This is a genomic window from Spirillospora sp. NPDC049652, assembly GCF_040675125.1.
In the GTDB taxonomy this organism is placed as follows: Bacteria; Actinomycetota; Actinomycetes; order Streptosporangiales; family Streptosporangiaceae; genus Spirillospora.
This window is the reverse complement of the sequence record NZ_JBFAOF010000035.1, coordinates 1-21201: the sequence shown is the minus strand read 5'-3', so window position 1 is coordinate 21201 and position 21201 is coordinate 1. Positions and strand designations below refer to the sequence as shown.

General features: G+C 73.0%; 24 protein-coding genes and 1 riboswitch. Of the genes, 12 read left to right on the top strand and 12 right to left on the bottom strand.

The window, feature by feature from the left end; all coding sequences use genetic code 11:
• A partial coding sequence (locus tag AB0J52_RS04880; RefSeq protein WP_500180227.1) for an MFS transporter occupies window positions 1-856 on the top strand: 856 nt, incomplete at its 5' end.
• A 94-nt stretch (window positions 857-950) separates the two neighbouring features.
• On the opposite strand, the gene AB0J52_RS04875 is transcribed toward AB0J52_RS04880, so the two are convergent.
• Window positions 951-1694: an SDR family oxidoreductase gene (locus tag AB0J52_RS04875; RefSeq protein WP_500180226.1), complete on the bottom strand. Its 744-nt coding sequence runs from the start codon at window positions 1692-1694 to the stop codon at window positions 951-953.
• Window positions 1695-1847: 153 nt separating this feature from the next.
• On the opposite strand from AB0J52_RS04875, the gene AB0J52_RS04870 reads away from it, so the two are divergent.
• From AB0J52_RS04870 to AB0J52_RS04860, 3 genes are all read left to right on the top strand, one after another.
• Complete coding sequence (locus AB0J52_RS04870; RefSeq protein ID WP_500180225.1) at window positions 1848-2339, top strand: DUF3995 domain-containing protein; 492 nt, start codon at window positions 1848-1850, stop codon at window positions 2337-2339.
• Window positions 2340-2439: 100 nt separating this feature from the next.
• Window positions 2440-2955: an RNA polymerase sigma factor gene (locus AB0J52_RS04865; RefSeq protein WP_500180224.1), complete on the top strand. Its 516-nt coding sequence runs from the start codon at window positions 2440-2442 to the stop codon at window positions 2953-2955.
• Complete coding sequence (locus AB0J52_RS04860) at window positions 2952-3413, top strand: hypothetical protein (protein WP_500180223.1); 462 nt, start codon at window positions 2952-2954, stop codon at window positions 3411-3413. The genes AB0J52_RS04865 and AB0J52_RS04860 overlap by 4 nt, the downstream gene beginning before the upstream one ends.
• A 33-nt stretch (window positions 3414-3446) precedes the next feature.
• On the opposite strand, the gene AB0J52_RS04855 is transcribed toward AB0J52_RS04860, so the two are convergent.
• The 4 genes from AB0J52_RS04855 to AB0J52_RS04840 form a co-directional block, all read right to left on the bottom strand.
• Window positions 3447-4211: a group II truncated hemoglobin gene (locus tag AB0J52_RS04855; protein ID WP_500180222.1), complete on the bottom strand. Its 765-nt coding sequence runs from the start codon at window positions 4209-4211 to the stop codon at window positions 3447-3449.
• A gap of 150 nt (window positions 4212-4361) precedes the next feature.
• Window positions 4362-4904: a copper resistance CopC family protein gene (locus AB0J52_RS04850; RefSeq protein ID WP_500180221.1), complete on the bottom strand. Its 543-nt coding sequence runs from the start codon at window positions 4902-4904 to the stop codon at window positions 4362-4364.
• Window positions 4901-5602, bottom strand: a complete 702-nt coding sequence (locus AB0J52_RS04845) for a YcnI family copper-binding membrane protein (RefSeq protein ID WP_500180220.1) — start codon at window positions 5600-5602, stop codon at window positions 4901-4903. The genes AB0J52_RS04850 and AB0J52_RS04845 overlap by 4 nt, the downstream gene beginning before the upstream one ends.
• 118 nt (window positions 5603-5720) lie before the next feature.
• Complete coding sequence (locus AB0J52_RS04840) at window positions 5721-6407, bottom strand: MFS transporter (RefSeq protein ID WP_500180219.1); 687 nt, start codon at window positions 6405-6407, stop codon at window positions 5721-5723.
• A gap of 159 nt (window positions 6408-6566) precedes the next feature.
• A riboswitch (cobalamin riboswitch) is annotated at window positions 6567-6776 on the top strand.
• 159 nt (window positions 6777-6935) lie between these two features.
• Here AB0J52_RS04840 and AB0J52_RS04835 point away from each other — a divergent pair.
• The 6 genes from AB0J52_RS04835 to AB0J52_RS04810 all read left to right on the top strand — a co-directional run bounded on the left by AB0J52_RS04835 (window position 6936) and on the right by AB0J52_RS04810 (window position 13302).
• Window positions 6936-9281 (top strand): ribonucleoside-diphosphate reductase subunit alpha, encoded by a 2346-nt coding sequence (locus tag AB0J52_RS04835; protein ID WP_500180218.1) that lies wholly within the window; start codon window positions 6936-6938, stop codon window positions 9279-9281.
• A gap of 32 nt (window positions 9282-9313) precedes the next feature.
• Window positions 9314-10309, top strand: a complete 996-nt coding sequence (locus AB0J52_RS04830) for a ribonucleotide-diphosphate reductase subunit beta (RefSeq protein ID WP_500180217.1) — start codon at window positions 9314-9316, stop codon at window positions 10307-10309.
• A 241-nt stretch (window positions 10310-10550) separates the two neighbouring features.
• Complete coding sequence (locus tag AB0J52_RS04825; RefSeq protein ID WP_500180216.1) at window positions 10551-11153, top strand: superoxide dismutase; 603 nt, start codon at window positions 10551-10553, stop codon at window positions 11151-11153.
• 203 nt (window positions 11154-11356) lie between these two features.
• Complete coding sequence (gene manA / locus AB0J52_RS04820; protein WP_500180215.1) at window positions 11357-12529, top strand: mannose-6-phosphate isomerase, class I; 1173 nt, start codon at window positions 11357-11359, stop codon at window positions 12527-12529.
• Between the two features lie 99 nt (window positions 12530-12628).
• The gene (locus AB0J52_RS04815; RefSeq protein ID WP_500180214.1) at window positions 12629-13042 is read left to right on the top strand and encodes an acyl-CoA thioesterase; all 414 of its coding nucleotides are present in this window, start codon (window positions 12629-12631) and stop codon (window positions 13040-13042) included.
• Between the two features lie 83 nt (window positions 13043-13125).
• Window positions 13126-13302 carry a hypothetical protein gene (locus AB0J52_RS04810; RefSeq protein ID WP_500180213.1) on the top strand — a complete coding sequence of 59 codons (177 nt, stop codon included), beginning with the start codon at window positions 13126-13128 and terminating at the stop codon, window positions 13300-13302.
• A gap of 21 nt (window positions 13303-13323) precedes the next feature.
• On the opposite strand, the gene AB0J52_RS04805 is transcribed toward AB0J52_RS04810, so the two are convergent.
• The 3 genes from AB0J52_RS04805 to AB0J52_RS04795 all read right to left on the bottom strand — a co-directional run bounded on the left by AB0J52_RS04805 (window position 13324) and on the right by AB0J52_RS04795 (window position 16006).
• Complete coding sequence (locus AB0J52_RS04805) at window positions 13324-14766, bottom strand: amino acid permease (protein WP_500180212.1); 1443 nt, start codon at window positions 14764-14766, stop codon at window positions 13324-13326.
• A 137-nt stretch (window positions 14767-14903) separates the two neighbouring features.
• Window positions 14904-15530, bottom strand: a complete 627-nt coding sequence (locus tag AB0J52_RS04800; protein ID WP_500180211.1) for an NAD(P)-dependent oxidoreductase — start codon at window positions 15528-15530, stop codon at window positions 14904-14906.
• Window positions 15531-15565: 35 nt separating this feature from the next.
• The gene (locus AB0J52_RS04795; RefSeq protein ID WP_500180210.1) at window positions 15566-16006 is read right to left on the bottom strand and encodes an SgcJ/EcaC family oxidoreductase; all 441 of its coding nucleotides are present in this window, start codon (window positions 16004-16006) and stop codon (window positions 15566-15568) included.
• Window positions 16007-16272: 266 nt separating this feature from the next.
• On the opposite strand from AB0J52_RS04795, the gene AB0J52_RS04790 reads away from it, so the two are divergent.
• Together AB0J52_RS04790 and AB0J52_RS04785 are read left to right on the top strand one after the other, a co-directional pair.
• Window positions 16273-16698, top strand: coding sequence for a hypothetical protein (locus AB0J52_RS04790; RefSeq protein ID WP_500180209.1), 426 nt, complete (start codon window positions 16273-16275; stop codon window positions 16696-16698).
• A 246-nt stretch (window positions 16699-16944) separates the two neighbouring features.
• Window positions 16945-17607, top strand: coding sequence for a DUF4097 family beta strand repeat-containing protein (locus AB0J52_RS04785; protein ID WP_500180208.1), 663 nt, complete (start codon window positions 16945-16947; stop codon window positions 17605-17607).
• Window positions 17608-17704: 97 nt separating this feature from the next.
• Here AB0J52_RS04785 and AB0J52_RS04780 read toward each other — a convergent pair whose 3' ends face one another.
• The 4 genes from AB0J52_RS04780 to AB0J52_RS04765 all read right to left on the bottom strand — a co-directional run.
• Window positions 17705-18472, bottom strand: a complete 768-nt coding sequence (locus AB0J52_RS04780) for an ABC transporter ATP-binding protein (RefSeq protein ID WP_500180207.1) — start codon at window positions 18470-18472, stop codon at window positions 17705-17707.
• Window positions 18472-19563 carry a FecCD family ABC transporter permease gene (locus AB0J52_RS04775; protein ID WP_500180206.1) on the bottom strand — a complete coding sequence of 364 codons (1092 nt, stop codon included), beginning with the start codon at window positions 19561-19563 and terminating at the stop codon, window positions 18472-18474. The genes AB0J52_RS04780 and AB0J52_RS04775 overlap by 1 nt, the downstream gene beginning before the upstream one ends.
• Window positions 19553-20623 carry an ABC transporter substrate-binding protein gene (locus tag AB0J52_RS04770; RefSeq protein ID WP_500180205.1) on the bottom strand — a complete coding sequence of 357 codons (1071 nt, stop codon included), beginning with the start codon at window positions 20621-20623 and terminating at the stop codon, window positions 19553-19555. Before AB0J52_RS04770 ends, AB0J52_RS04775 begins: the two co-directional genes overlap by 11 nt.
• Before the next feature lie 79 nt (window positions 20624-20702).
• On the bottom strand, window positions 20703-21201 hold a 499-nt coding region (locus tag AB0J52_RS04765), incomplete at its 5' end, for a hypothetical protein (RefSeq protein ID WP_500180204.1).

The window sequence follows — 21201 nt, the reverse complement described above, 5'->3', positions numbered from 1 at the left end:
CGCGGCCGGGCTCGCGCCCCGGCTCGTCCCGGAGCGGCAGATCGGCGCGGCCACCGCGATGATCTTCAGCGGGGTCGCGGTGGCGTCGGTCGTGGGCGTCCCGGCGGGCGCGTTCGTCGCGCAGGCCACGAACTGGCGGGTCTCGTTCGGCGTCACGGCCGGGCTGGCCGTGGCGGTGCTCGCGCTGATGGCCGCGACGCTGCCGCCGCTGCCCGCGACGACGCCGTTCCGGCCGTCGGACCTGCCGCCCGTGCTGCGGCTCCCGGCGATCCGGCTCGGGCTGGCGCTGACCGTGCTGATCGTCGTCGGGCACTTCGCCGCCTACACCTACGTCCGGCCGGTGCTGGAGCAGCTCGGCGGCGTCCGGCCCGCGCTGATCGGGCCGATGCTGCTCGGCTACGGGCTCGCCGGGATCGCGGGCAACTTCCTCGCCGGACGCACCGCCGGACGCGATCCGCGCCGGACGCTGCTGGTCCTCGCGACCGGGATCGCGCTGGTCACGGTCGTCCTGGCGGCGACGTCGCTGCACCCGCTGATCCCGCTGCTGGTCTGGGGCGTCGCCTACGGCGGGGTCTCGGTCTCGCTGCAGACGCTGCTGTTCTCGGACGGGGACGCGCCGCCGGAGGCCGCGTCGGCGCTGATGTCGGCGTTCTTCAACGGCTCGATCGCGCTCGGCGCGCTGGTCGGAGGGCGGATCACGGACGGTCCCGGGCTCACCCCGCTGCTCTACACGGCGGCCGGCCTGACCGCGTTCGCCGCGTTGCTCGCCGCCGTCTCGTCCGGGGCCGCCCGGCGGGCCCGGCCGTCCGGCGGGACGCTGCCCGACGCGATGCCGGACGAGGCCGCGACCCGGTGAGCCGTCTCCCGACGAAGACGGCTCACCGGATCGTCCGGGGCGCCGCCCTCCGGCCGCTTCGGCGCGGCCGGGAGCGGCGCCTCCGGGGCGCGGGTCAGGCGGAGAAGCCGCCGTCCACGCTGACCGACGTGCCGGTGACGTACGCGCCGCCCGGACCGGCCAGGTGGGCGACCGTCGCGGCGATCTCCGCGGGCGCGGCGTACCGGTTCAGCGCGGTGAAGGACGCGAACGTCGCGGCGTTCTCGCCGTCCGCCGGGTTCAGCTCGGTGTCGGTCGGGCCGGGGTGGACGACGTTGGCGGTGATCCCGCGCGGGCCGAGGTCGCGCGCGAGGCCCTTCGCCATGCCGGTCAGCGCCGTCTTGCTCATCGAGTAGAGCGAGAAGCCGGGGAACGGCGCGCGCTCGGCCACGTTGCTGCCGATGAAGACGATCCGGCCGCCCTCGGTCATCCGCCGGGCGGCGGCCTGCGCCGCGAGGAACGGCGCGCGGATGTTCAGCGCGATGGTCTGCTCCAGCTCCTCGGCCCCGATCTGGTCGACGGGGGCGACGATGAACGCGGCGGCGTTGTTGACGAGGATGTCGAGGCGCCCGAACGTCCCGGAGGTCTCCTCCACGGCCGCGACGACGGCCGCCGCGTCCGCCCCGTCCGCCTTGATCGCCAGCGCCCGGCGGCCGGTCTGCTTGATCTTCTCGACGACCTTCTCCGCCGCCTCGGTGTTGCTCTGGTAGGTGAACGCCACGTCGGCCCCGCCCTCGGCGAGCCGTACGGCCACGGCCGCTCCGATACCCCGGCTGCCGCCCGTGACCAGTGCGACCTTGTTCTCGATCTCGTTGCTCATGGGGATGAGTCTGCTTCGCGGGGACCGGACGCACCGGCGGGAAAACGACACCTCGTTGACCGTTCAACGGCACCAGTGACCCAAGTCACCGGAACGTTCCGGCACGGCCTCTCCTCCTCTCCGCGACACCACTTCTCGGGAGAGGCGCGAGACATGCGGAAGGACCTCAGACGGCGGGCCGGGCGGGCCGTCGCCACGCTGCTGGCCGTGGACGGCCTGTTCCACCTGTACTGGACGACCGGCCTGACCTGGCCCGCGCCCGACGACCGGACGCTGTCGCTGGCCGTGCTGGGCGCGGAGGTGCCCTTCACTCCGCGCGTCCTGCTGCCGCTGGTCGTGCTGCTGTCCGGGGGCGCCGCGGGCGTGCTGGTGTTCACGCGCGGGCCGTCCGGCCGGTGGGTGCGCCGGGCGAGCGCGCTGGTGGCGTCCGGCGTCGCGGCCGGCCTGCTGGTGCGCGGGCTGGTCGGCGTCGTGTGGATCTTCAGCGCCCCGGAGGGCTCCGGAGACACCTTCCAGCGGCTCAACCTGCTCCTCTACACGCCGGTCTGCCTGGTCTTCGGGGCGGCGGCGGTGGTCGCGGTCTGGCCGGACAGGGGCATCCGACGGTCTCTCAACCGGCCCTCACCTGGAACGGCAGGGGCATGACGGCCGTGGTCGACTCCTTCCTCGTGCTGGAAGGCTGCGGGCATGCCCTCGTGTCCGACCGTCCCGGCCAGGTGACCGGCCTGATGGAGACGTTCCTCCCATGACCCCCACCGACGATCCGCACGACCCGGGGGTCTCGCTGGCCAGGGCGGCGCTCGTGGGGGACACGCTCGCCCTCCAGGACCTGCTCGCCCACCTCGCCCCCTACGTCGCGCGCATCTGCGGCCCGATCGCGCTCGACGGCGGCCCGGACGCGGCGCAGGAGACGCTGGTCGCGGTGTTCCGGTCGCTGCGCACGCTGCGCGAACCGGCGGCCCTCTACGGCTGGACGCGCGCCATCGCCGTCCGCGAGGCCGTCCGGGTCGCGCGCCGGGACGCCCGGACCCGGCCCGCCGAACTCGCCGAACTGCCCGCCCCGGACGACCCCGAACTCGCCGCCGACGTGCGCGACGTCCTCACCCGGCTGTCGCCGGAACACCGCGCGGTGCTCGTGCTGCGCGACCTGGAGGGCCTGGACGAGCGGGCCGCCTCCCGCCTGCTGGACATCCCCGCGGGCACCGTCAAGTCCCGGCTGCACCGAGCCCGGGAGAGCTTCAGGAAGGCGTGGTCCGCATGAGCGGCGACAACGGCTGGCCGGCCGCCGAGCTGGACGACGTCCGGCGGCTGCGGGTGATGGCGGCGTCCATCCCGGGCGCGCGCGTGGACGAACGCGTCCTGCCGCGCGCGCTGGACGAGGTCTGGGCGGTGATGGGCGACCTGGAGGACGGCTTCGGCCGGTTCCAGCCGGACATGCGGGATGTCCGCGTGCTGCGCGCCGGGCACGGCCGCGTCGTGGCGCTCGCCCGCAGCCGGTTCGGGATGCGCGCCCGCCTCGAAGGGACGCTCCGGCCCGGCTGGTGCTGGTTGCAGAGCCGGTTCCTGATCGTCGGGATGGCCGCCGCGCCGGAGCCCGGCGGCGGCACCCGGGTGGCCGTGACGGGCGGCGTCCGCGTCCCGTCCCGCGCCGCGATCGTGCCGGTCGGCGTCCGCCGCGAGCTCGACCGCACCCTCACCCGTCTGGAGGCCCTTCTGTAGACGCGGGGCCGGTCCCGGGCCCGCGACGTCGGGTCAGGACGGGATGTAGGGCGGCGCGACGCCCCAGCCCCAGTGCGGCATCGGGGCTTCCAGCGGCGGCGTCGCGCCCTTCTGCGAGTTGGTGTGCGCGATGCGCGTGCCCCACTCGATGTAGCTCGCGAACGCGGCCCGGAACTCGGGGTCGTCCGGCAGGCCCACCTCGTCGGCGGCGTCCATCAGCAGGCTGACCCAGCGGCGGCGCTGCGGCTCGCTGATCGCCTTGCCGAGGTGCTGGCGGACCATGTGGTGGTAGCCGCCGCGCTCGGTGCTGTAGCGGTCCGGGCCGCCGAACACCTCGGCGAGCCACATCGCCACGTACCTCGGGTGGTCCTTGTCCATGTGCGCGAACAGCGGGCCGATCAGCTCGTCCTTCAGGACGTGCCCGTAGAACACCTCGGTGAGCCGCTGGAACGCCTGCTCTCCGCCCGCCCACTCGTACATGGTCGGGACGCTGCCGCCGACGCCCCGCACGGACGTCGGCTCGTAGTGCCGCATCTCCTCGATGCGCTCGACGTACGGCCTGATCTCGGCGAAGAACGGGGGGAAGTGCTCGCCCGTGCGGAACTCCTTGAGGTGGGCGTCGGCGGACGTCCAGGTGATGCGCAGGACGTAGCACTCGGGCTCGTCCACGCACCGGCTCAGCTCGTAGTCGACGCACTGCGGGGCGGCGGCGAGGGACGCGGCGGCGCGGGCGTAGGCGGCCTCGAAGCCGGCCGCGTCCGCGCCGCCGATCCGGTAGCGGATGTACTCGACGATCATGACGATCACTCTTCCAGGCGGTCAGAGAGATGTAATCAAGTAATCATCGAGGCCGATGGCCGGATCCGGCCACATGTTTCCCGGGCGCACCGCTTGACAGCGCGGAGCCCCGGGACGGCCCGGACGGGCCTCCCGGGGCGTCCGCCCTGGTCAGCGCGTGCGGGTGCGCCGCATCCAGGCGACCCCGCCGCCGATCGCGGCAAGGACGACCACGCCGATCCCGATCCACAGCCAGCCCGCGCCACCCCCGCCGCTCGACGACGACTTCTCCGCCGGGGCGGCGGGCGCGGCCGCAGGCGCGGTCGCACCCCCGGACGTCGCCGGGGACGCAGCGGACGAGCCGGTCACGGTGAACTTGAACTCACCCGTGACCGGGTGGCCGTCCGCGGAGACCACGCGCCAGCCGACCGTGTAGACGCCGTTCGGCAGCGGACCCGTGACGTCCTCGGTCACGGTGGTGTCCACGGCGCGCGCGGCCCCCGCCTCGTGCCGTCCGCCGGACCCGTCCGTGAGGACGACCTTCGGGTACCCGACCGGTTCGGCGAACGTGAGGGTGATCTTCGCCGGGGACGCGACCTTCGCGCCCGCCGCCGGATCCGAGGACTTCAGCGCCGTGTGCGCCTCCGCCGGAACGGCCGGAAGCCCCAGCGCGGCGGCGGCTGCGACGCCCACCGCGAACGTCCTCGCCTTCATGATCCGCTCCTCGCGTTCCGCGCCCGGACGAGACCGGCCGCGCCGACGCCGACGCCGACGACGCCGACCGCGATGCCGACGCCGCCGAGTGTCCGGGCCGTCCCGTCGCCCGTCTTCGGGGACGCCGACGCCTCGGACCGGTCCGCGGTCCCCGTCGCCGCCTTCGGCGTCAGCTTCAGGACGGGCGCGGGGTGCTCCGGCTCGTCCGCGCCGTCGCCCGGGTCCTGGTCCCAGTTCACGACGCTCTTGTCGGAATAGGTCTGGACGGCCTTGAAGAGCAGCCGGTCCGCGTTGTCGGGCAGCGGCCCGAGCGACAGGTCGAACTCCTGGAACTGGCCGGGGTCGATGCGCCCGCCCGACCAGGTCACGCTCGACACCGCCTCGGTCAGCTCGCCGCCCTCGGCCTTCAGCGGCGTGGCGAGCCTGGTCTTGGCGACCTTGACCGTCCAGCCCGGGACGGGCCGGGCGGACACGAACGCCAGCGGGTGATCGGCGGGCAGATCCACCTTGATCTGCGTGGTCCCGGCGTTCGGCTTCTCGTTCGGGACCCGGAACGAGACCTTGGCGAAACCGCCCTTCTCGGCCGTCCCGGGGTTGACGGTGACATGCGCGGACGCGGCGGTGGCGAACCCGACCAGCGAGACGCCGGCGAGTGCCGCCACGGCGGCGACCCGCCGGGCGCGAACCTTGGAAGACATGGGTGACTCCGTTCAAGCGGGGATTCCGGACGGCGGGAACACGTCCGGTAGCGGTTCAGGAGCCGCGCGCGGGCCATCCGGCGCGCGGCGGCGACCGGCCCGACCCGGAGGGAACGGATCAGGCGGTCGTGAGGGTGCGAGAACGGAGCAGCGGAGGCCCGCGCCGGACGACCTGGTGGCGCAGGGCGCGCCGAAGCGCGGTGGCCGGAGCCGAAGGGACGGCCGGGACGAGCGCCGGCGGCGCGACGACCTCGGCCGCGACGGCGAGCAGCGCGAGCAGCAGCCGGACGGGCCGGTCCGCGAACGACGCGATCCGGCGGGCCAGCGACCACGCGGCGCGTTCCCCGCGCCACAGCCACCAGCCGGACACCAGACCCGCCGCGACGTGCGCGAACGTCATCGTCGCGCCGGGCCCGTGCGCGGGCGCGACGATCACCGGGTGATGGCCGTCGTGCAGCGACGAGACCCCGCCCGCCGGGTGGGTCAGCGACGCGCAGGCACCGCACGCGCTCGTGTACAGCGCGTGCAGGCCGAACTGCCCGCCGACGAGGCCGCCCGCGATCGTGGGCAGCGAGCGCTCGTGGCCGGAGAGCGCGTACGTGACCGCGAGCACCCCGGCGAACCCGGTCAGCGCCGCCCACGCCGGGACGGCCGTGGAGGCCGCGAGGGCATGGCCGAGCGTCGCCAGCGCGACGCACACGGTGGCGAACACCAGAGCACGCGCGAGGCGCGGGATCGGCCGGTGGGGCGGGGCCGCGGACCGGTCGGGCGAGGTCGCGGACCGGCGGGGCGGGTCGGCGGTCATGACGCTCCCATGGTGCCATCCCCGCGCCGCGCCGCCCACCCGGCCCCCCGGAAAGGACTTCGGACACGCCCAACATGTTGGGGTTGCAAAGGGAGCCGCCTCAAGATGTAGGGTCAAGCCCCGTGCTGGTTCGCCCGCACCGCCGCTCCGCGCCGCCACGCGTCGAGCGGTGGTGCGGGCGTCGCAAGAGGGAACCCGGTGGGAATCCGGGACTGCCCCGCAGCGGTGAGCGGGAACGACCGCCGTCATGAGCACTGGATCCGCCCGAGCGCGGACCGGGAAGCGACGGTCAGTAGGCCTGACGACGCGACGTGCGTCGCGTCGGCCGTGCCCGCGAGTCCGAAGACCTGCCCGCACGACGAACGTCCGGAGCCTCGCGGGAGGCCGCCGGTCGAGCGCGCGAGCCTGCCCGGAAACGCCCGGGGGCGCCGCCGCGGCACGGTCCCGCCAGGGGCCGGCCCGGCGACGGGCCGGTGCCGCGCGCTCGCCCAGCCTTCCCGCGAGCGAGATGCGAGGGGAAGAGGGCACATGACGCAGCAGCTGGCCGCGCCGCCGGAGACCGCACAGGCCGCGCAGGGCAGGCAGGCCCCGCAGGCCGCGCAGACCATGCAGACCATGCGGACCGCGCTGGAGGCCGAGGTCGGACGGGCCTGCGCGGGACTCGCGGACGCCGAGCCGGGACGCGTCCTCGCGGCCGTGCGCGGCGCGGAGACCGCGGACGCGGCGGGCCTGCGGGAACAGGCGATCGCCGAGGCCGCCGCCCTGGTCGCGGTCGAACCCGCGTACTCCCGGGTCGCCGCGCGGCTGCTGAACGCGCACATCGCCGAGGAGGCCGCGTCCCAGGGCGTCCGCACGTTCGCCGAGTCGGCCGCCGCCGCGCACCGCGCGGGCCTGATGGCCGACGCGCCCGCCGCGTTCGCCGCCGCTCACGCCGAGGCTCTGAACGCGCTGGTGGACGAGGCCGCCGACGACCGGTTCGAGTACTTCGGCCTGCGCACCGTCTACGACCGCTACCTGTGGCGGCACCCGGAGACCCGGCGCGTCCTGGAGCGGCCGCAGTACTTCCTGATGCGGGTCGCCGTCGGGCTCGCCGAGACGGTCGAGGACGTCCGGGAGCTGTACGGGCTGCTGTCGACGCTGTCGTACCTGCCGTCGTCGCCGACGCTGTTCAACAGCGCCGCCCGCCGCTCGCAGCTGTCGTCCTGCTTCCTGCTGGACGCGCCGCGCGACGAGCTGGAGTCGATCTACGAGCGGTACGCGCAGGTCGCGCGGCTCAGCAAGTACGCGGGCGGGATCGGGATCTCCTGGACGCGGGTCCGGTCGCGCGGCTCGCTGATCCAGGGGACCAACGGGCTGTCGAACGGGATCGTCCCGTGGCTGCGCACGCTCGACTCGTCCGTCGCGGCCGTCAACCAGGGCGGACGGCGCAAGGGTGCGGCCTGCGTGTACCTGGAGCCGTGGCACGCCGACGTCGAGGAGTTCCTGGAACTACGCGACAACACCGGCGAGGACGCCCGCCGCACGCACAACCTGAACCTCGCCAACTGGATCCCGGACGAGTTCATGCGCCGGGTCGAGCGCGACGAGGACTGGTCACTGTTCGACCCCAAGGTCACCCCCGAGCTGACCGACCTCTACGGCGACGACTTCGACCGCGCCTACCGCGCCGCCGAGGCCGAGGGCAAGGCCGTCCGGACGATCTCCGCGCGCCGCCTCTACGGCCGCATGATGAGAACCCTCGCGGAGACCGGGAACGGATGGATGACCTTCAAGGACATCTCCAACCGGGCCTGCAACCAGACGGCCGAGAAGGGCAACGTCGTCCACCTGTCCAACCTGTGCACCGAGATCCTGGAGGTCACCAGCGACGGCGAGACCGCCGTCTGCAACCTCGGCTCGATCAACCTCGGCGCGCACGTCCTGCCCGGCGAGGGGATCGACTGGGAGCGGCTGCGCGCGACCGCCCGCACCGCCGTCCGCTTCCTGGACCGCACGATCGACCGCGGCTTCTACCCGACCGAGGAGGCCGAGAAGGCGAACAAGAAGTGGCGTCCGATGGGCCTCGGCGTCATGGGCCTCGCGGACGTGTTCTTCAAGCTCCGCCTGCCCTTCGACTCGGCCGAGGCCAAGGCGCTGTCCACCCGCATCGCCGAGGAGATCTCGCTGGCCGCGTACGGCGCGTCCGCCGACCTCGCCGAGGCGCACGGCCCGCACCCGGCGTACGAGCAGACCCGCACGGCGCGCGGCCAGCTCCACATCGACCACTTCCCGGACGCCGCGATCACCCGTCCGGACGCCTGGGACGCCCTGCGCGCCCGGGTCGCCCGCACCGGCCTGCGCAACTCGCTGCTCGTCGCGATCGCCCCGACCGCCACGATCGCGTCCATCGCGGGCTGCTACGAGTGCATCGAGCCGCAGGTGTCCAACCTGTTCAAGCGCGAGACGCTGTCCGGTGAGTTCCTGCAGATCAACCAGTACCTCGTCCGGGACCTGAAGGCCGAGGGCCTCTGGCTGCCGGAGGTCCGCGAGGCGATCAAGCGCGCGAACGGCAGCGTCCAGGGCCTCGCCGACCTGCCGGACGACGTCCGCGCCCTCTACCGGACGGCCTGGGAGCTGCCGCAGAAGGCGCTGATCGACCTCGCCGCCGCGCGCACCCCGTTCGTCGACCAGTCGCAGTCGCTGAACCTGTTCATGGAGACCCCGACCATCGGCAAGCTCTCCTCGATGTACGCCTACGCCTGGCGCAGCGGCATCAAGACCACCTACTACCTGCGCAGCCGCCCGGCGACGCGCATCGCGCAGACCACCGTCTCGGCGACCGAGGCGGTCATCTGCTCCCTGGAGAACCCCGAGACCTGCGAAGCCTGCCAGTAAGGCCCTGCCGGACAGACCTGGAGGACACCGAGATGCTGCTCGACCCCGGCATGGACCTCACCCTGCGGCCCATGCGCTACCCCGACTTCTACGAGCGCTACCGCGCCGCCATCCGCAACACCTGGACGGTCGAGGAGGTGGACCTCGCGTCCGACCTCGCCGACCTCGCCCGCCTCACGCCCGAGGAGCTGCACCTGGTCAACCGCCTGGTGGCGTTCTTCGCGACGGGCGACTCGATCGTGGCGAACAACCTCGTGCTCAACCTCTACAAGCACGTGAACGCGCCGGAGGCCCGCCTCTACCTGTCCCGGCAGCTGTTCGAGGAGGCCGTGCACGTCCAGTTCTACCTGACCCTTCTGGACACCTACCTGCCCGACCACGACGAGCGCGTCAAGGCGTTCGCCGCGATCGAGCACATCCCGTCCATCCGGGCCAAGGCGGAGTTCTGCTTCCGCTGGATCGACTCGATCGGGAAGCTGGACGAGCTGGCCACCCGCGAGGACCGCCGCGCCTTCCTGCTCAACCTCATCTGCTTCGCCGCGTGCATCGAGGGCCTGTTCTTCTACGGCGCGTTCGCCTACGTCTACTGGCTGCGCTCGCGCGGCCTGCTGAACGGCCTGGCGTCCGGGACCAACTGGGTCTTCCGGGACGAGAGCATGCACATGGAGTTCGCGTTCTCCGTCGTGGACACCGTCCGCGCCGAGGAGCCGGACCTGTTCGACGCCGAGCTCACCGCCTCCGTCACCCGGATGATCGAGGAGGCCGTCGCGGCCGAGCTCGCCTTCGCCCGCGACCTGTGCGGCGACGGGATGCCCGGCATGAGCGCCGACGACATGCGCCGCTACCTGGAGTACGTCGCCGACCAGCGGCTCGTCCGGCTCGGCCTGCCCGCCCGGTACGGCACGGCCAACCCGTTCGCGTTCATGGAGCTCCAGGACGTCCAGGAGCTGTCCAACTTCTTCGAACGCCGCGTGTCCGCCTACCAGATCGGGGTGGAGGGCGCGGTCGCCTTCGACGAGGCGTTCTAGTGCAGACCCGGCCCACTGCGCTCGCCTGGCGGCTCGCTACGTGACCGTGTCTGGGCGAACGCGGCATCGCTTCGCGATCTGCCCGGTTCCGCTCGCCTTCGGCTTCGCTGCACCGGGCAGGTCACGCGTTCGCGCGCGTGGCTGAGGCCGGCTTCGAGACAGGCCCTGAGGCCGGGCGACTCCGCCGACGCGCGTAGTCGCATGCTGGACGCAGTTGCAAGTAGTTTGCAATAGTGGCCGTATGGCCGACTACACGCTTCCCGACCTCCCCTACGACTACGCGGCGCTGGAGCCCGCCATCACCGGCGAGATCCTGGAGCTGCACCACGCCAAGCACCACGCCGCGTACGTCAAGGGCGCCAACGACACCCTCGAACGGCTGGCGGAGGCGCGGGACAAGGAGCAGTACGCGGGGCTGGTCGGACTGGAGAAGACGTTCGCGTTCAACCTGTCCGGCCACGTCCTGCACTCGATCTTCTGGCGGAACCTCTCGCCGGACGGCGGCGACCGCCCCGAGGGCGAGCTCGCCGCCGCCATCGCCGAGCACTTCGGCTCCTTCGAGGCGTTCCAGAAGCAGCTCACCACGGCCACCTCGACCGTCCAGGGCTCCGGCTGGGGCGTCCTCGCCTGGGAGCCCCTCGGCCGCCGCCTGGTCGTCGAGCAGGTCTACGACCACCACGGCAACGTCGGCGCCGGCACCACCCCGCTGCTGGTCTTCGACGCCTGGGAGCACGCGTACTACCTCCAGTACCGCAACGTGCGCCCCGACTACGTCCAGAAGCTCTGGTCCCTCGTGAACTGGACGGACGTCACGGCCCGCTTCGACGCCGCCCGGAGCGCCTGAGCCACCGGCCGCCCGCGAACGTGCGGCGTCCGCCTGGCCGGGATCGTGCTCAGAACCTTTCCTCGCGACCAGGCGGGCGCCGCACCCCCCTCGCGGCCCCCGAACGGAGGACCCCGCCGATCGGAGCCGTCCGGACGCCACGCCGGGCGCGCGGGCGCGGCCCGAGTATGCGGAGAGGGGCGCGGTGCGGTATCCCATACGGGATGGAAACTGCCGTGACGACGTCCGCCGCGCTGGTGCGGCTCGACTGCACCGTCCGCTGCTATGCCTGGGGCTCGCGGACGGTGCTGGCCGAGCTGCTCGGACGCGTGCCCGGGGACGAGCCGCAGGCCGAGCTGTGGGTCGGGGCGCATCCGGACGCCCCGGCGCGGCTGCTCGGCGACGGGCGGACGCTGCCCGAGTACATCGCGGGCGACGCGGGCGCGGCGCTCGGGCCGGGCGCGGGAGAGCGGCTGCCGTTCCTGCTGAAGGTGCTGGCGGTGGAGCACCCCCTGTCGCTGCAGGTCCATCCGGACGAGCGGCAGGCCCGCGAGGGCTTCGCGCGGGAGAACGCGGCCGGGCTCGCCCCCGACGCGTCCGACCGCAACTACCGGGACGACTCGGCCAAGCCCGAGATGGTCTGCGCGCTGACGACCTTCGACGCGCTGTGCGGGCTGCGGGAGCCGCGCGAGGCGGCCGGGCTGGTCGCGGCGCTCGGCGTCCCGGCGCTGGACGAGGTCGTGGCGGCGCTCGCGGCGGGCGACGCCAAGCGGGCCGTGGAGACGCTGCTGACCTGGCCGTCCGCCGAGAAGGGCGCGCTGGTCGAGGACGTCCGGAAGGCGTGCGCCGGGCTGCCCGGCGAGCCCTACCGGGTCGTGGAGCGGCTCGCGGGCCTGCACCCGGACGACACCGGGCCGGTCACCTCGCTGCTGATGAACCTGGTCCGGCTGGAGCCGGGGGAGGCGCTGAACGTGCCGCCGCGCACGCTGCACGCCTACCTGCGCGGGACGGCCGTGGAGATCCTCGCCAGCTCGGACAACGTGCTGCGCGGCGGCCTGACGCCCAAGCACGTGGACGTCGCCGAGGTGCTGGCGGTCGCCGACTTCGGCGCGTTCGACCCGGTGCCGATCAGGGCCGAGCCCGCGCCGAACGGGGAGGGCCTGTTCCCGTCCCCGGCGGCGGCGTTCCGGCTCACGCGGTGCGTGCCGGGCGCGGAGCGGATCGTCCTGGACCGGCCCGGCCCGAGCGCGCTGCTCTGCCTGGACGGCCGGGTCTCGGTGGCCCGGGACGGCCGGACCGAGGAGCTGCGGCGCGGTGAGGCGCTGTTCGTCCCGTTCCGGGGCGGCCCGGTCGAGCTGACCGGCGACGGCGAGGTCTTCCGCGCCACCGTCGCCTGAGGCCCGGCCGGTTCCAGCCGTGGAGGACGCGTCGCCCGAGGACGCGTCGCCCGAGGCCGGGCGTAACGCGGTTCGGGCCGCTCACTAGGCTCGGCGGGCATGAGCGGCGATTACCCGTACTGGGAGACGGTTCCGACCCGGTGGAACGACAACGACGTGTACGGGCACGTCAACAACGTCGTGCACTACATGCTCATGGACACCGTGATCAACCAGTGGATGATCCGCACGGCCGGGTTCGACCCGCTGCGCGGCGAGGCGATCGCGATGTGCGTGGAGTCGCACTGCGTGTACAAGGCCGAGGTGTCCTTCCCCGACACGATCCGGATGGGGCTGCGGGTCGGGAAGCTCGGCCGGTCCAGCGTCCGCTGGGAGATCGGGATGTACCGGGCGGACGGCACGCTGGTCGCCGAGGGGCACTTCGTGCACGTGTTCGTGGGGCGCGAGAGCCGCCGTCCGCAGGAGATCACCGGGCTCGTCCGGGCCGAGATGGAGAAGCTCGCCGCCCCCTGACCTGGGCGGATACGTGCCCGGGCTTTCTGATTCGGGAGAGATCGCGGAGTTTGTCCTGACCGTTCGCCAGGTAGGCCCGGATCATGACCCAGTACCAGGTGGTGTACGGACCGGCCGATGAGCCGGTCACCGAGACGGTCGAGGCCGACCAGATCGTGGAGGAGGGCGGCATCGTGACCTTCTTCAAGGACGGCGACGACGTCCTGCGCGTCCAGAAGGCCAACATCCACAACCTGCCGGACCTCCCGGTCGAGAGCTGACCGGGAGGCCCGGACGGGCCGCTACTCCCTGGCCTCGGTCGTGTTGAGCAGGGAGCGGCGGCGGCCGTAGGCGAAGTACACGACGCAGCCGAGGACGAACCAGACCGCGAACCGCACCCACGTCTGCCACTGCAGGAAGGTGATCAGCCAGACCGAGAAGCAGATCCCGACCAGCGGGACGAACGGCATCAGCGGCGCCCGGAACTGCCGGGGCAGGTCCGGCTGCCGGTAGCGGAGCACGATCACCGCCGCGCAGACCACGATGAACGCCAGCAGGATGCCGATGTTGGTGAGCTCGGCGGCCTCGGCGATCGGGAAGAACCCGGCGATCAGCGCCGAGCCCGCGCCGAGGATCCAGGTGATCCGGGTCGGGACGTGCCGGGTCGGGTGGGTGTGGGCGAACCAGGCGGGCAGCAGGCCGTCCCGGCTCATCGCGAACCAGACCCGCGTCGCGCCCATCATGAAGGTGAACAGCACGGTCAGGATGCCGACGATCGCGCCGACCGCGATGACGAACCCGACGCCGTTCATCCCGACGGACTTGAACGCCGAGGAGAACGCGGCGTTCGGGTTGATGTCGGTGTAGGGGACCATGCCGGTCAGCACCAGGCAGGCCGCCACGTAGAGCACCATCGAGACCGCCAGCGACAGCAGGATCGCCTTCGGCATGTGCCGCTGCGCGTCCTTGGACTCCTCGGCCGCCGTGCTCATCGCGTCGTAGCCGAACACGGCGAAGAAGACCGTCGCGGCCCCGGTGAACGCGCCGCCCCAGCCGTGCGGGAAGAACGGCGAGTAGTTGCCGGTGTTGATCTTGAAGACGCCCACCACGATGACCAGCAGCACGATGCCGACCTTCAGGTAGACCAGCGCGGACTCGAACCGCGCCGCGTTCTTCATGCCGAGGTTCAGCACCCAGGCGATGAGCAGGCAGAGCAGCGCCGCGAACAGGTTGATCTTGTAACTGTGCGGGGTCGTCCCGGCCGGTTCGGTGCCCGGCGCGCCCATCATCCAGTTCGGCAGGTCCACGTGCAGGAAGCCGAGCAGGTCGCTGAAGTAGCCGGATATCCCGATCGCGACGACCGCGACGATCGCGGTGTACTCCAGCAGCAGGTCCCAGCCGATCGCCCAGCCGGTGAACTCGCCGAGCACCGCGTACCCGTAGGTGTAGGCGGACCCGGCGCGCGGGATCAGCCCGGCGAACTCGGCGTAGGACAGCGCGGCGGCGGCGCTGGCGATCCCGGCGACCAGGAACGAGATGAGGACGGCGGGCCCGGCGTCCTCGTGCGCGACCGCTCCGGCGAGCGAGAAGATCCCGGCGCCGATGATGCCGCCGATGCCGATGGCGGTGAGCTGCCAGAGCCCGAGCGTCCGGGTCAGCGCGGGCCCGCCGCCCGCCCCGCCGCCCGTGTCGTCCTCGATCCGGTCGATCGGTTTGCGTCGGGTCAGATCGCCGAACAGCGCCATGTGCCGTGCCCTCCTCCGCGGCGTCCCCCCGACGAGCAGAGGTCACCGCGATCGTCACATCTCCCTCTCCACAGAGAGAGATCCCCAATAACCGCGCCCTGACCCGTCCCTCTTGATCACCGTCCCGCTCTGGCCTGCTAGGACGAGACGGCGACCGGGCGGGTGAAGGTGAGCGGGTCGTCGAGGTGGTCGACGATGAAGGCGGCCAGGTCGGCGCGGGACGTCCGGTTCCCGACGCGCTCGGCCGCCCCGATCGAGACGCGCGGCCGGCCCGAGCCCGGACGGTCGGTCAGGCCGGTCGGGCGGACGGCCGTCCACACCAGGCCGGACGCGGCGAGCAGCGCCTCCATCCGCTCCATGTCGGCGTACGCGTGCCGCATGAGCCGGCGCAGGGCGCGGGCGGCGAGGCGGGCGCCGGGCCCGGCGTCCGCCGGGACGGCGAGCCCGGCGGACGAGATCACGACGAGCCGCGCGCCCTCCGGGAGCGCCCCGGCGATGGCGGCGGTGCCGGCCGAGTAGAGGTCGGTAGGGCCGCGCCCGGTCGCTCCGAGCGCGGAGACGACGGTGTCGTGGCCGGTCAGGGCCGCGCGGAGGGAGGCCGGGTCGGTCGCGTCCGCGGCCCTGACGGTCAGCCGCGGATGCTCGATGCCGAGCGCTTCGGGACGGCGGGCGATGGCGGTGACGGAGCGTCCGGCGGCGAGGGCGCGCTCCACGATGAGGCGTCCGGTGCGTCCGGTGGCGCCGACGACGGCGACGGAGGCCATAAGGGTCCTTCGGGTTCGGTCGGGTTCGGAGCGCGTCAGGCGGCGGGCTTGGTGGCGGGCTGGAACTTGAAGGAGATGGCCTCCATCAGCGGCTTCCGCTTGGTGTTCTGGAACGCCGCGACCCGCCACGCGCCGTCCGCCCCGCGCACGAACGTGTAGGTCTGGACCTTGTCGAGCTTGGCGGGCCGGTCGCCCTTGTAGGTCGCGCCGCGCGTGATGACCAGGGCGGTGTCCGGGCCGGTCAGCCGGATGCCCTGCGTCTCGGAGGCCAGCTTGGTGCCCTTCAGGAAGCTGTCGAACAGGACCTGGTGGGCGTGCGCGATGTCGTCCGCGCCCTGGTAGAGCGTGCCGACGTAGGTGATGTAGGTGGCGTCGGCGGTGAACTCGGCTCCGTAGGCGGCGCCGTCGCCGGCGTCCCAGGCGGCGGTCAGGCGGTCGAGGACGGCGGTGATGGCGGCGGTGTCGGCGGCGTTCATGGCATTCTCCTTCTTGATAGCATCTACTTCTCTGATGAAGTCTCTGCGTTGAAGAAGATATTAGGTCGAGGGTCGCCCCCTGTCAACCGCCGACCGTCCTGCGCCCGCCGCAAGCCGCCGACCTGCGGACTTGGTTTCGGGTGGGGAGAAGGGCGGGTTCGACGCGGCTCCCAAAGCCGCCACGCCGACGGCCTGCGGCGTCTTCGCGCGGGTCGGTATCAGGCTCCGCTCTGAGGGGCGGGGACGGCGCTACGAGGGGAGTGCGCGTGAACTCGCGGTCGTTCGACTACGACTTCTGGAAGGGCGAGCCGGCGGCGTGGGCGGACAAGGGCGTGCACTGGCACTGCCATGTGTGGCGCGCGACCGCCGACCAGTACCGGAACGACGCCGAGCGGCGGGATCCGGCCTCTGACCTCGCGCCCCTGGTCGTCCAGGAGTGGCTGCGGAAGCCCGCGCGGCTCGTCGACCAGGTCGCCCGCACGCCGGACGACGGGGTCGCCTGGCTGTCGCGGCAGTGGGACGGGCTGAAGGCGAAGGTCGCCGGCGCCCAGGACCCCCCGGCCGAGACGCGCCTGGGCCGGGCCCTCTATGAACTGCGCCTCGGACAGGGCGTCGCGTGGGGCTTCTGGACGCTCGACTCGTCCCACTACATCGGCCTCTACCTGGTCGTCGCCGCCCAGGACTGCCACTGAGTCGCAGTGGCCGGCCGAGGGGCACCGTCGCGATCGAGGTAGCGTTCACCTTCATTAAATGCAACGCTTCGGACGACTCTTATTGCGTTAAGCTCGACTGCATCGCAACGATTTTATGCTCTGACATGCACAAATAGGTATTGGATGCAATGACAGACTTGCTGAAACTGGAAAGGCAACGTAGCGTTTGCGTTGTTGGAAAGAGAAGGCGGCGCGGAGCCGCCCCCATCCCCCCAGGAGCGCACCATGCAGAAGTTCGACACCACCGCCCCGATCACCGTCGTCCTGAACGTTCCGGCCGGGCGCGTCCGGTTCGTCGCGGCGGAGCAGACGGAGACCACCGTGACGGTCCTGCCCGCGAACGACTCCAAGGGCCGGGACGTCAAGGCCGCCGAGCAGACCGCGGTCGCCTTCGCCGACGGTGTGCTGCGGATCGAGACGCCGGTGGGGCGCCAGCACCTCGGCTCGACCGGGTCGGTGGAGGTGACCGTCCAACTTCCCGCCCGTTCCCGGGTCGAGGCGAAGACGGAGAGCGCCGAGCTCGCCACCACCGGACGGCTGGGCGACGTCTCCTTCGAGGGCGCCTATCGCGACATCAAGCTGGAGGAGGTCGCCGAGCTCCGGCTCACGGCCGTGGACGGCGACGTCGAGGTCGGGCGGCTGGGTGGATCCGCCGAGATCAGCACCGCGCGCGGCGCGATCCGGATCGCGGAGGCCGCGGGCGGCAAGCTCGTGCTCGCGACCCGGTCCGGTGACATCTCGGTCACCGCCGCCGCCGGGGTCTCGGCCTCGCTGGACGCGGAGACCTCCCACGGCCGGGTGAGCAACGCCCTCAAGAACGACGGCACCGCCGGACTCGAGATCCACGCGACCACGCCTAACGGCGACATCACCGCCCGCAGCCTCTGAGTGGGCGGGGCAGGACCCTCCGGCCGAAGCGGCGATCGAGATCCCTCGATCGCCGCTTCGGCCGTTCAGGGCATGTCCGGCTTTCGGACGGCTCCCGTCAGTCCAGGGAGGCGATGGCGATGTGCGGACGGCCGGTGAGCGGATGCGGCCCTATGTGGGCGCGCACGCCGAACACCTCGGCGATGAACTCGGGCGTGAGGACCTCCAGGGGCGGGCCCGACGCCCGGACCCGTCCGTCCCGCAGGACGACGACGTGGTCGCAGTAGGCGGCCGCGTGGTCGAGGTCGTGCAGGGCGGCGAGCACGGTGAGGCCGAGCGAGCGGACCAGGTCGAGCAGGCCCAGTTGCGCGCCCACGTCCAGGTGGTTGGTCGGTTCGTCCAGGACGAGCAGCGGAGCGCGCTGCGCCAGCGCGCGGGCCAGCAGGACGCGTTGGCGCTCGCCTCCGGACAGGGTCGAGAACAGCCGGTCGGCCCGGCCGTCCATGCCGACGCGTTCCAGGGACTCGGCGATGACGGCCCGGTCGTCGCCCGATTCGCGGTCGAGCAGGCCCTGGTGCGGGCCGCGGCCCATGGCGACGACCTCGGCGACGGTGAACTCGCCGCCGGGATCGCCGTGCTGGGTGACGGCGGCGCGGCGGCGGGCGGCCGTGCGGGGCCGCATCCGCCAGAGGTCGTCGCCGTCCAGCGAGACGACGCCGGTGCTGGGACGCAGCGTCCGGTACACCGTGCGCAGCAGCGTCGACTTGCCGCTGCCGTTGGGGCCGATCAGCCCGACGAAGTGGCCGGGCTCGGCGGTCAGCCGGACGCCGGTGACGATGTCGGCGCCGTCGACGGTGGCCGTGACGTCCGCGAGGTCGAGGCGCATCAGGAGGCCCCTCCCGTCCGGCGGCGGAGCAGCCACAGGAAGAACGGCACGCCGATCGCCGTCGTGAACACCCCGACGGGCAGCTCGTTCGGCCGGTCCACGGTGCGGGTCGCGAGGTCCACCACGACGAGGAACACCGCGCCGAGCAGCGTCGCGACGGGCAGGACGCGGCGGTGGTCGGCCCCGACGGCGAACCGCGCGGCGTGCGGCACCATCAGGCCGACGAACCCGATGCCGCCGACGACGCTGACCGCCGTGGCGGTGAGGAGCGACGCGACGGCGAGCAGCGTGATCCGCAGCGTCCGGACCGGGGTGCCGAGCGCGGTCGCGGCGTCGTCCCCGGCGAGCAGCGCGTTCAGGTGCCGGGCCTGCAACAGCAGGAAACCGGTGCAGACGGCGATGACGGCGGCGGGAAGGCCCAGGTCGTTCCAGGTGGCGCCCGCGATGCTGCCCATCAGCCAGAACATCAGCCGCTGCAGTTCCGACGGGTCGAGCTGCAACTGGACATAACTGGTCGCCGCCTGGCACAGGTACCCGACGGCGACGCCGGCGAGGACGAGCCGCGAGTCGAGCAGCCGTCCGCCCCGCTGCGCCAGCACGTACACGAGCAGGACGCCGGCCAGCGCCGCGACGAACGCCGCGCCCGTCACGCCGAGCCCGCCGAGCGCGGGCGCGCCGACCGCCGCGACCAGCACCGCGCCCAGCGACGCGCCGGACGAGATCCCGAGCACGTACGGGTCGGCGAGCGGGTTGCGGACGAGCGCCTGGAGCGCGACGCCCGCCGCGCTCAGCCCGGCCCCGACGAGCGCGGCGACCAGCACGCGCGGCGTCCGGATGTCCCAGACGACCTGGTCGTGCAGCGGGTCCGCGCCGCCGTTCCCGGTGAGATGCGCGACGATCACCCGCCACGTCGCGCCGAGCGGGACGGTGACCGAGCCGAGCGAGATCGCGACGACGCACGCGCCGCCCAGCGCCACCGCGAGCCCGGCCACGAGCACGCCCGTCCAGGCCCCGGACACGAGGTGCGGGCGGCGGACGCCCACACGCGGCCGGGACGCGGCGGCGTCCGCCGTGAGGGAGTCAGCCGACACCGTGCACCGCCTTCGCGATGCGCTCGACGGCCCAGGCGTTGAGCGGGCCGAGGAACGCGCCGTCCGACACGGTCGTGTAGGTCCGGGTGCGGGACGCCGACCACTGCGGGTACGCGGCGAACAGCGCGCGCGCCTCGCCGGCCGGGTCCTCCTTGGCCGAGAAGACACCGATGACCAGCACGTCCACCTGCGCGGACGCGAGCTGCTCCTTGTTGAGGGTGTTCGTCGTGTCGCGGTCGCGGCCCGCGAAGGCGTTGACGCCGCCCGCCGCGCGGATCACGTCGTCGGTGATGCGCCCGGTCATGACGGCGGGCAGCCCGTTCGCGTTCATCATCGCCATCCCGGGATAGGCCAGCAGGACCTTCCGGGCGGGCTTGCCGGCGACCGCACGGCGGACGTCGTCCACGCGTTTCCGCAGGTCGCGAGCCACGTCCGCGGCCTTGTACTGGACGTCGAAGATCCGGCCGAGCAGCATCAGGAACGTCCGGGACGAGTCGATCGACACCCCTTCGTACGCCTTCTTCTCGGCCGGACTCGCCGACGGCTTGCCGAGGGCGCAGTTGACCGGGTTGACCAGCGTGTTCGCTCCGGCGGCGGCGAGCTGCTCGCGGGTGGCGAGCCCGCGCTTGGGGTCGAAGCCGCCCGACCAGGTCGAGACGACCAGGTCGGGCTTGGCGGCGAGCGTCTGCTCGGCCGGCACCTCGAAGTTGCGGTTCATCGTGAGGCCGCGCTTGGGCAGCGCCGCCACGCGCGCCGTCATCGACGGGTCGTCCGAGACGCCGTATGACTGGGCGTTGGCGAGGACGTGGCCCTGTAGCCCGAGCAGCACGAAGCTCTCGGACTCGGCCACGGACGTCCCGTTGAGGATGAGCACGCGCTGGGGCGGACGGGTGAACGTCACCTTCTTTCCGCAGTTGTCGATGGTGAACGGATAGGTCGTCCTGCCGGGCGAGGCCGGGACGCCGTCGGGCGCGCCGGAGGAACCGGCGTCCGCGTCCGCGCATCCGGCGGCGGTCAGTACGGCGGCCGTCACGGCCGCGAGTGCTCTGCGGTTGAACATGGGGGTGCGTTCCCTGTGGTCCGGTGGTGTTCGGGCATGCGAGGCACGCCTGACCGGCCCACCGGCCGAAGGGGAGGGCTCAGGCGGCGTGCGGCGGCGCCACCGGCGGGCCGCGGCGCAGCACCGCCCGGGCGAGCAGCACGCCGAGCCGGGGCGCGGGGACGTCGGCGACCGCGATCCGGGGCGTCCGGCCGGGGACGACCGGGCGGCCGAGCACCAGCAGGACGACGGCGGCGACGGCGAACACCGCGCCGCCCAGCCACCACAGCGCGCGCTCGGCCCCGGCGAGCAGCACCGACGCGGCGACCGCGGCGAGCGCGTGCCCGGCCAGCATCGACCAGGTCAGACCACCCGCCACCGTCTCGGGCGGCGGCATCGACCCGTGGTGCATGCCCGGCCCGCTGAACGCGGTGAACGCCAGGTGGAACGCCACCTGGGCCCAGCCCACGACGACGAGGATCTTCCAGAACGACATCATCCGGCCCGCGACGGCCACGCACAGCAGCCCGACCACGGCCCCGGCCCCGAGCACGGCCGGAAGCGGCGGCACGCAGCAGGCGCCGCGTCCGCCGATCGTG

Excerpts from the sequence above, each read along its gene's own strand:
- AB0J52_RS04875 (WP_500180226.1), bottom strand. The coding sequence starts at position 1,694 with ATGAGCAACGAGATCGAGAACAAGGTCGCACTGGTCACGGGCGGCAGC.
- AB0J52_RS04870 (WP_500180225.1), top strand. The coding sequence starts at position 1,848 with ATGCGGAAGGACCTCAGACGGCGGGCCGGGCGGGCCGTCGCCACGCTG.
- AB0J52_RS04865 (WP_500180224.1), top strand. The coding sequence starts at position 2,440 with ATGACCCCCACCGACGATCCGCACGACCCGGGGGTCTCGCTGGCCAGG.
- AB0J52_RS04860 (WP_500180223.1), top strand. The coding sequence starts at position 2,952 with ATGAGCGGCGACAACGGCTGGCCGGCCGCCGAGCTGGACGACGTCCGG.
- AB0J52_RS04855 (WP_500180222.1), bottom strand. The coding sequence starts at position 4,211 with ATGATCGTCGAGTACATCCGCTACCGGATCGGCGGCGCGGACGCGGCC.
- AB0J52_RS04850 (WP_500180221.1), bottom strand. The coding sequence starts at position 4,904 with ATGAAGGCGAGGACGTTCGCGGTGGGCGTCGCAGCCGCCGCCGCGCTG.
- AB0J52_RS04845 (WP_500180220.1), bottom strand. The coding sequence starts at position 5,602 with ATGTCTTCCAAGGTTCGCGCCCGGCGGGTCGCCGCCGTGGCGGCACTC.
- AB0J52_RS04840 (WP_500180219.1), bottom strand. The coding sequence starts at position 6,407 with ATGACCGCCGACCCGCCCCGCCGGTCCGCGACCTCGCCCGACCGGTCC.
- AB0J52_RS04835 (WP_500180218.1), top strand. The coding sequence starts at position 6,936 with ATGACGCAGCAGCTGGCCGCGCCGCCGGAGACCGCACAGGCCGCGCAG.
- AB0J52_RS04830 (WP_500180217.1), top strand. The coding sequence starts at position 9,314 with ATGCTGCTCGACCCCGGCATGGACCTCACCCTGCGGCCCATGCGCTAC.
- AB0J52_RS04825 (WP_500180216.1), top strand. The coding sequence starts at position 10,551 with ATGGCCGACTACACGCTTCCCGACCTCCCCTACGACTACGCGGCGCTG.
- manA (WP_500180215.1), top strand. The coding sequence starts at position 11,357 with ATGGAAACTGCCGTGACGACGTCCGCCGCGCTGGTGCGGCTCGACTGC.
- AB0J52_RS04815 (WP_500180214.1), top strand. The coding sequence starts at position 12,629 with ATGAGCGGCGATTACCCGTACTGGGAGACGGTTCCGACCCGGTGGAAC.
- AB0J52_RS04810 (WP_500180213.1), top strand. The coding sequence starts at position 13,126 with ATGACCCAGTACCAGGTGGTGTACGGACCGGCCGATGAGCCGGTCACC.
- AB0J52_RS04805 (WP_500180212.1), bottom strand. The coding sequence starts at position 14,766 with ATGGCGCTGTTCGGCGATCTGACCCGACGCAAACCGATCGACCGGATC.
- AB0J52_RS04800 (WP_500180211.1), bottom strand. The coding sequence starts at position 15,530 with ATGGCCTCCGTCGCCGTCGTCGGCGCCACCGGACGCACCGGACGCCTC.
- AB0J52_RS04795 (WP_500180210.1), bottom strand. The coding sequence starts at position 16,006 with ATGAACGCCGCCGACACCGCCGCCATCACCGCCGTCCTCGACCGCCTG.
- AB0J52_RS04785 (WP_500180208.1), top strand. The coding sequence starts at position 16,945 with ATGCAGAAGTTCGACACCACCGCCCCGATCACCGTCGTCCTGAACGTT.
- AB0J52_RS04780 (WP_500180207.1), bottom strand. The coding sequence starts at position 18,472 with ATGCGCCTCGACCTCGCGGACGTCACGGCCACCGTCGACGGCGCCGAC.
- AB0J52_RS04770 (WP_500180205.1), bottom strand. The coding sequence starts at position 20,623 with ATGTTCAACCGCAGAGCACTCGCGGCCGTGACGGCCGCCGTACTGACC.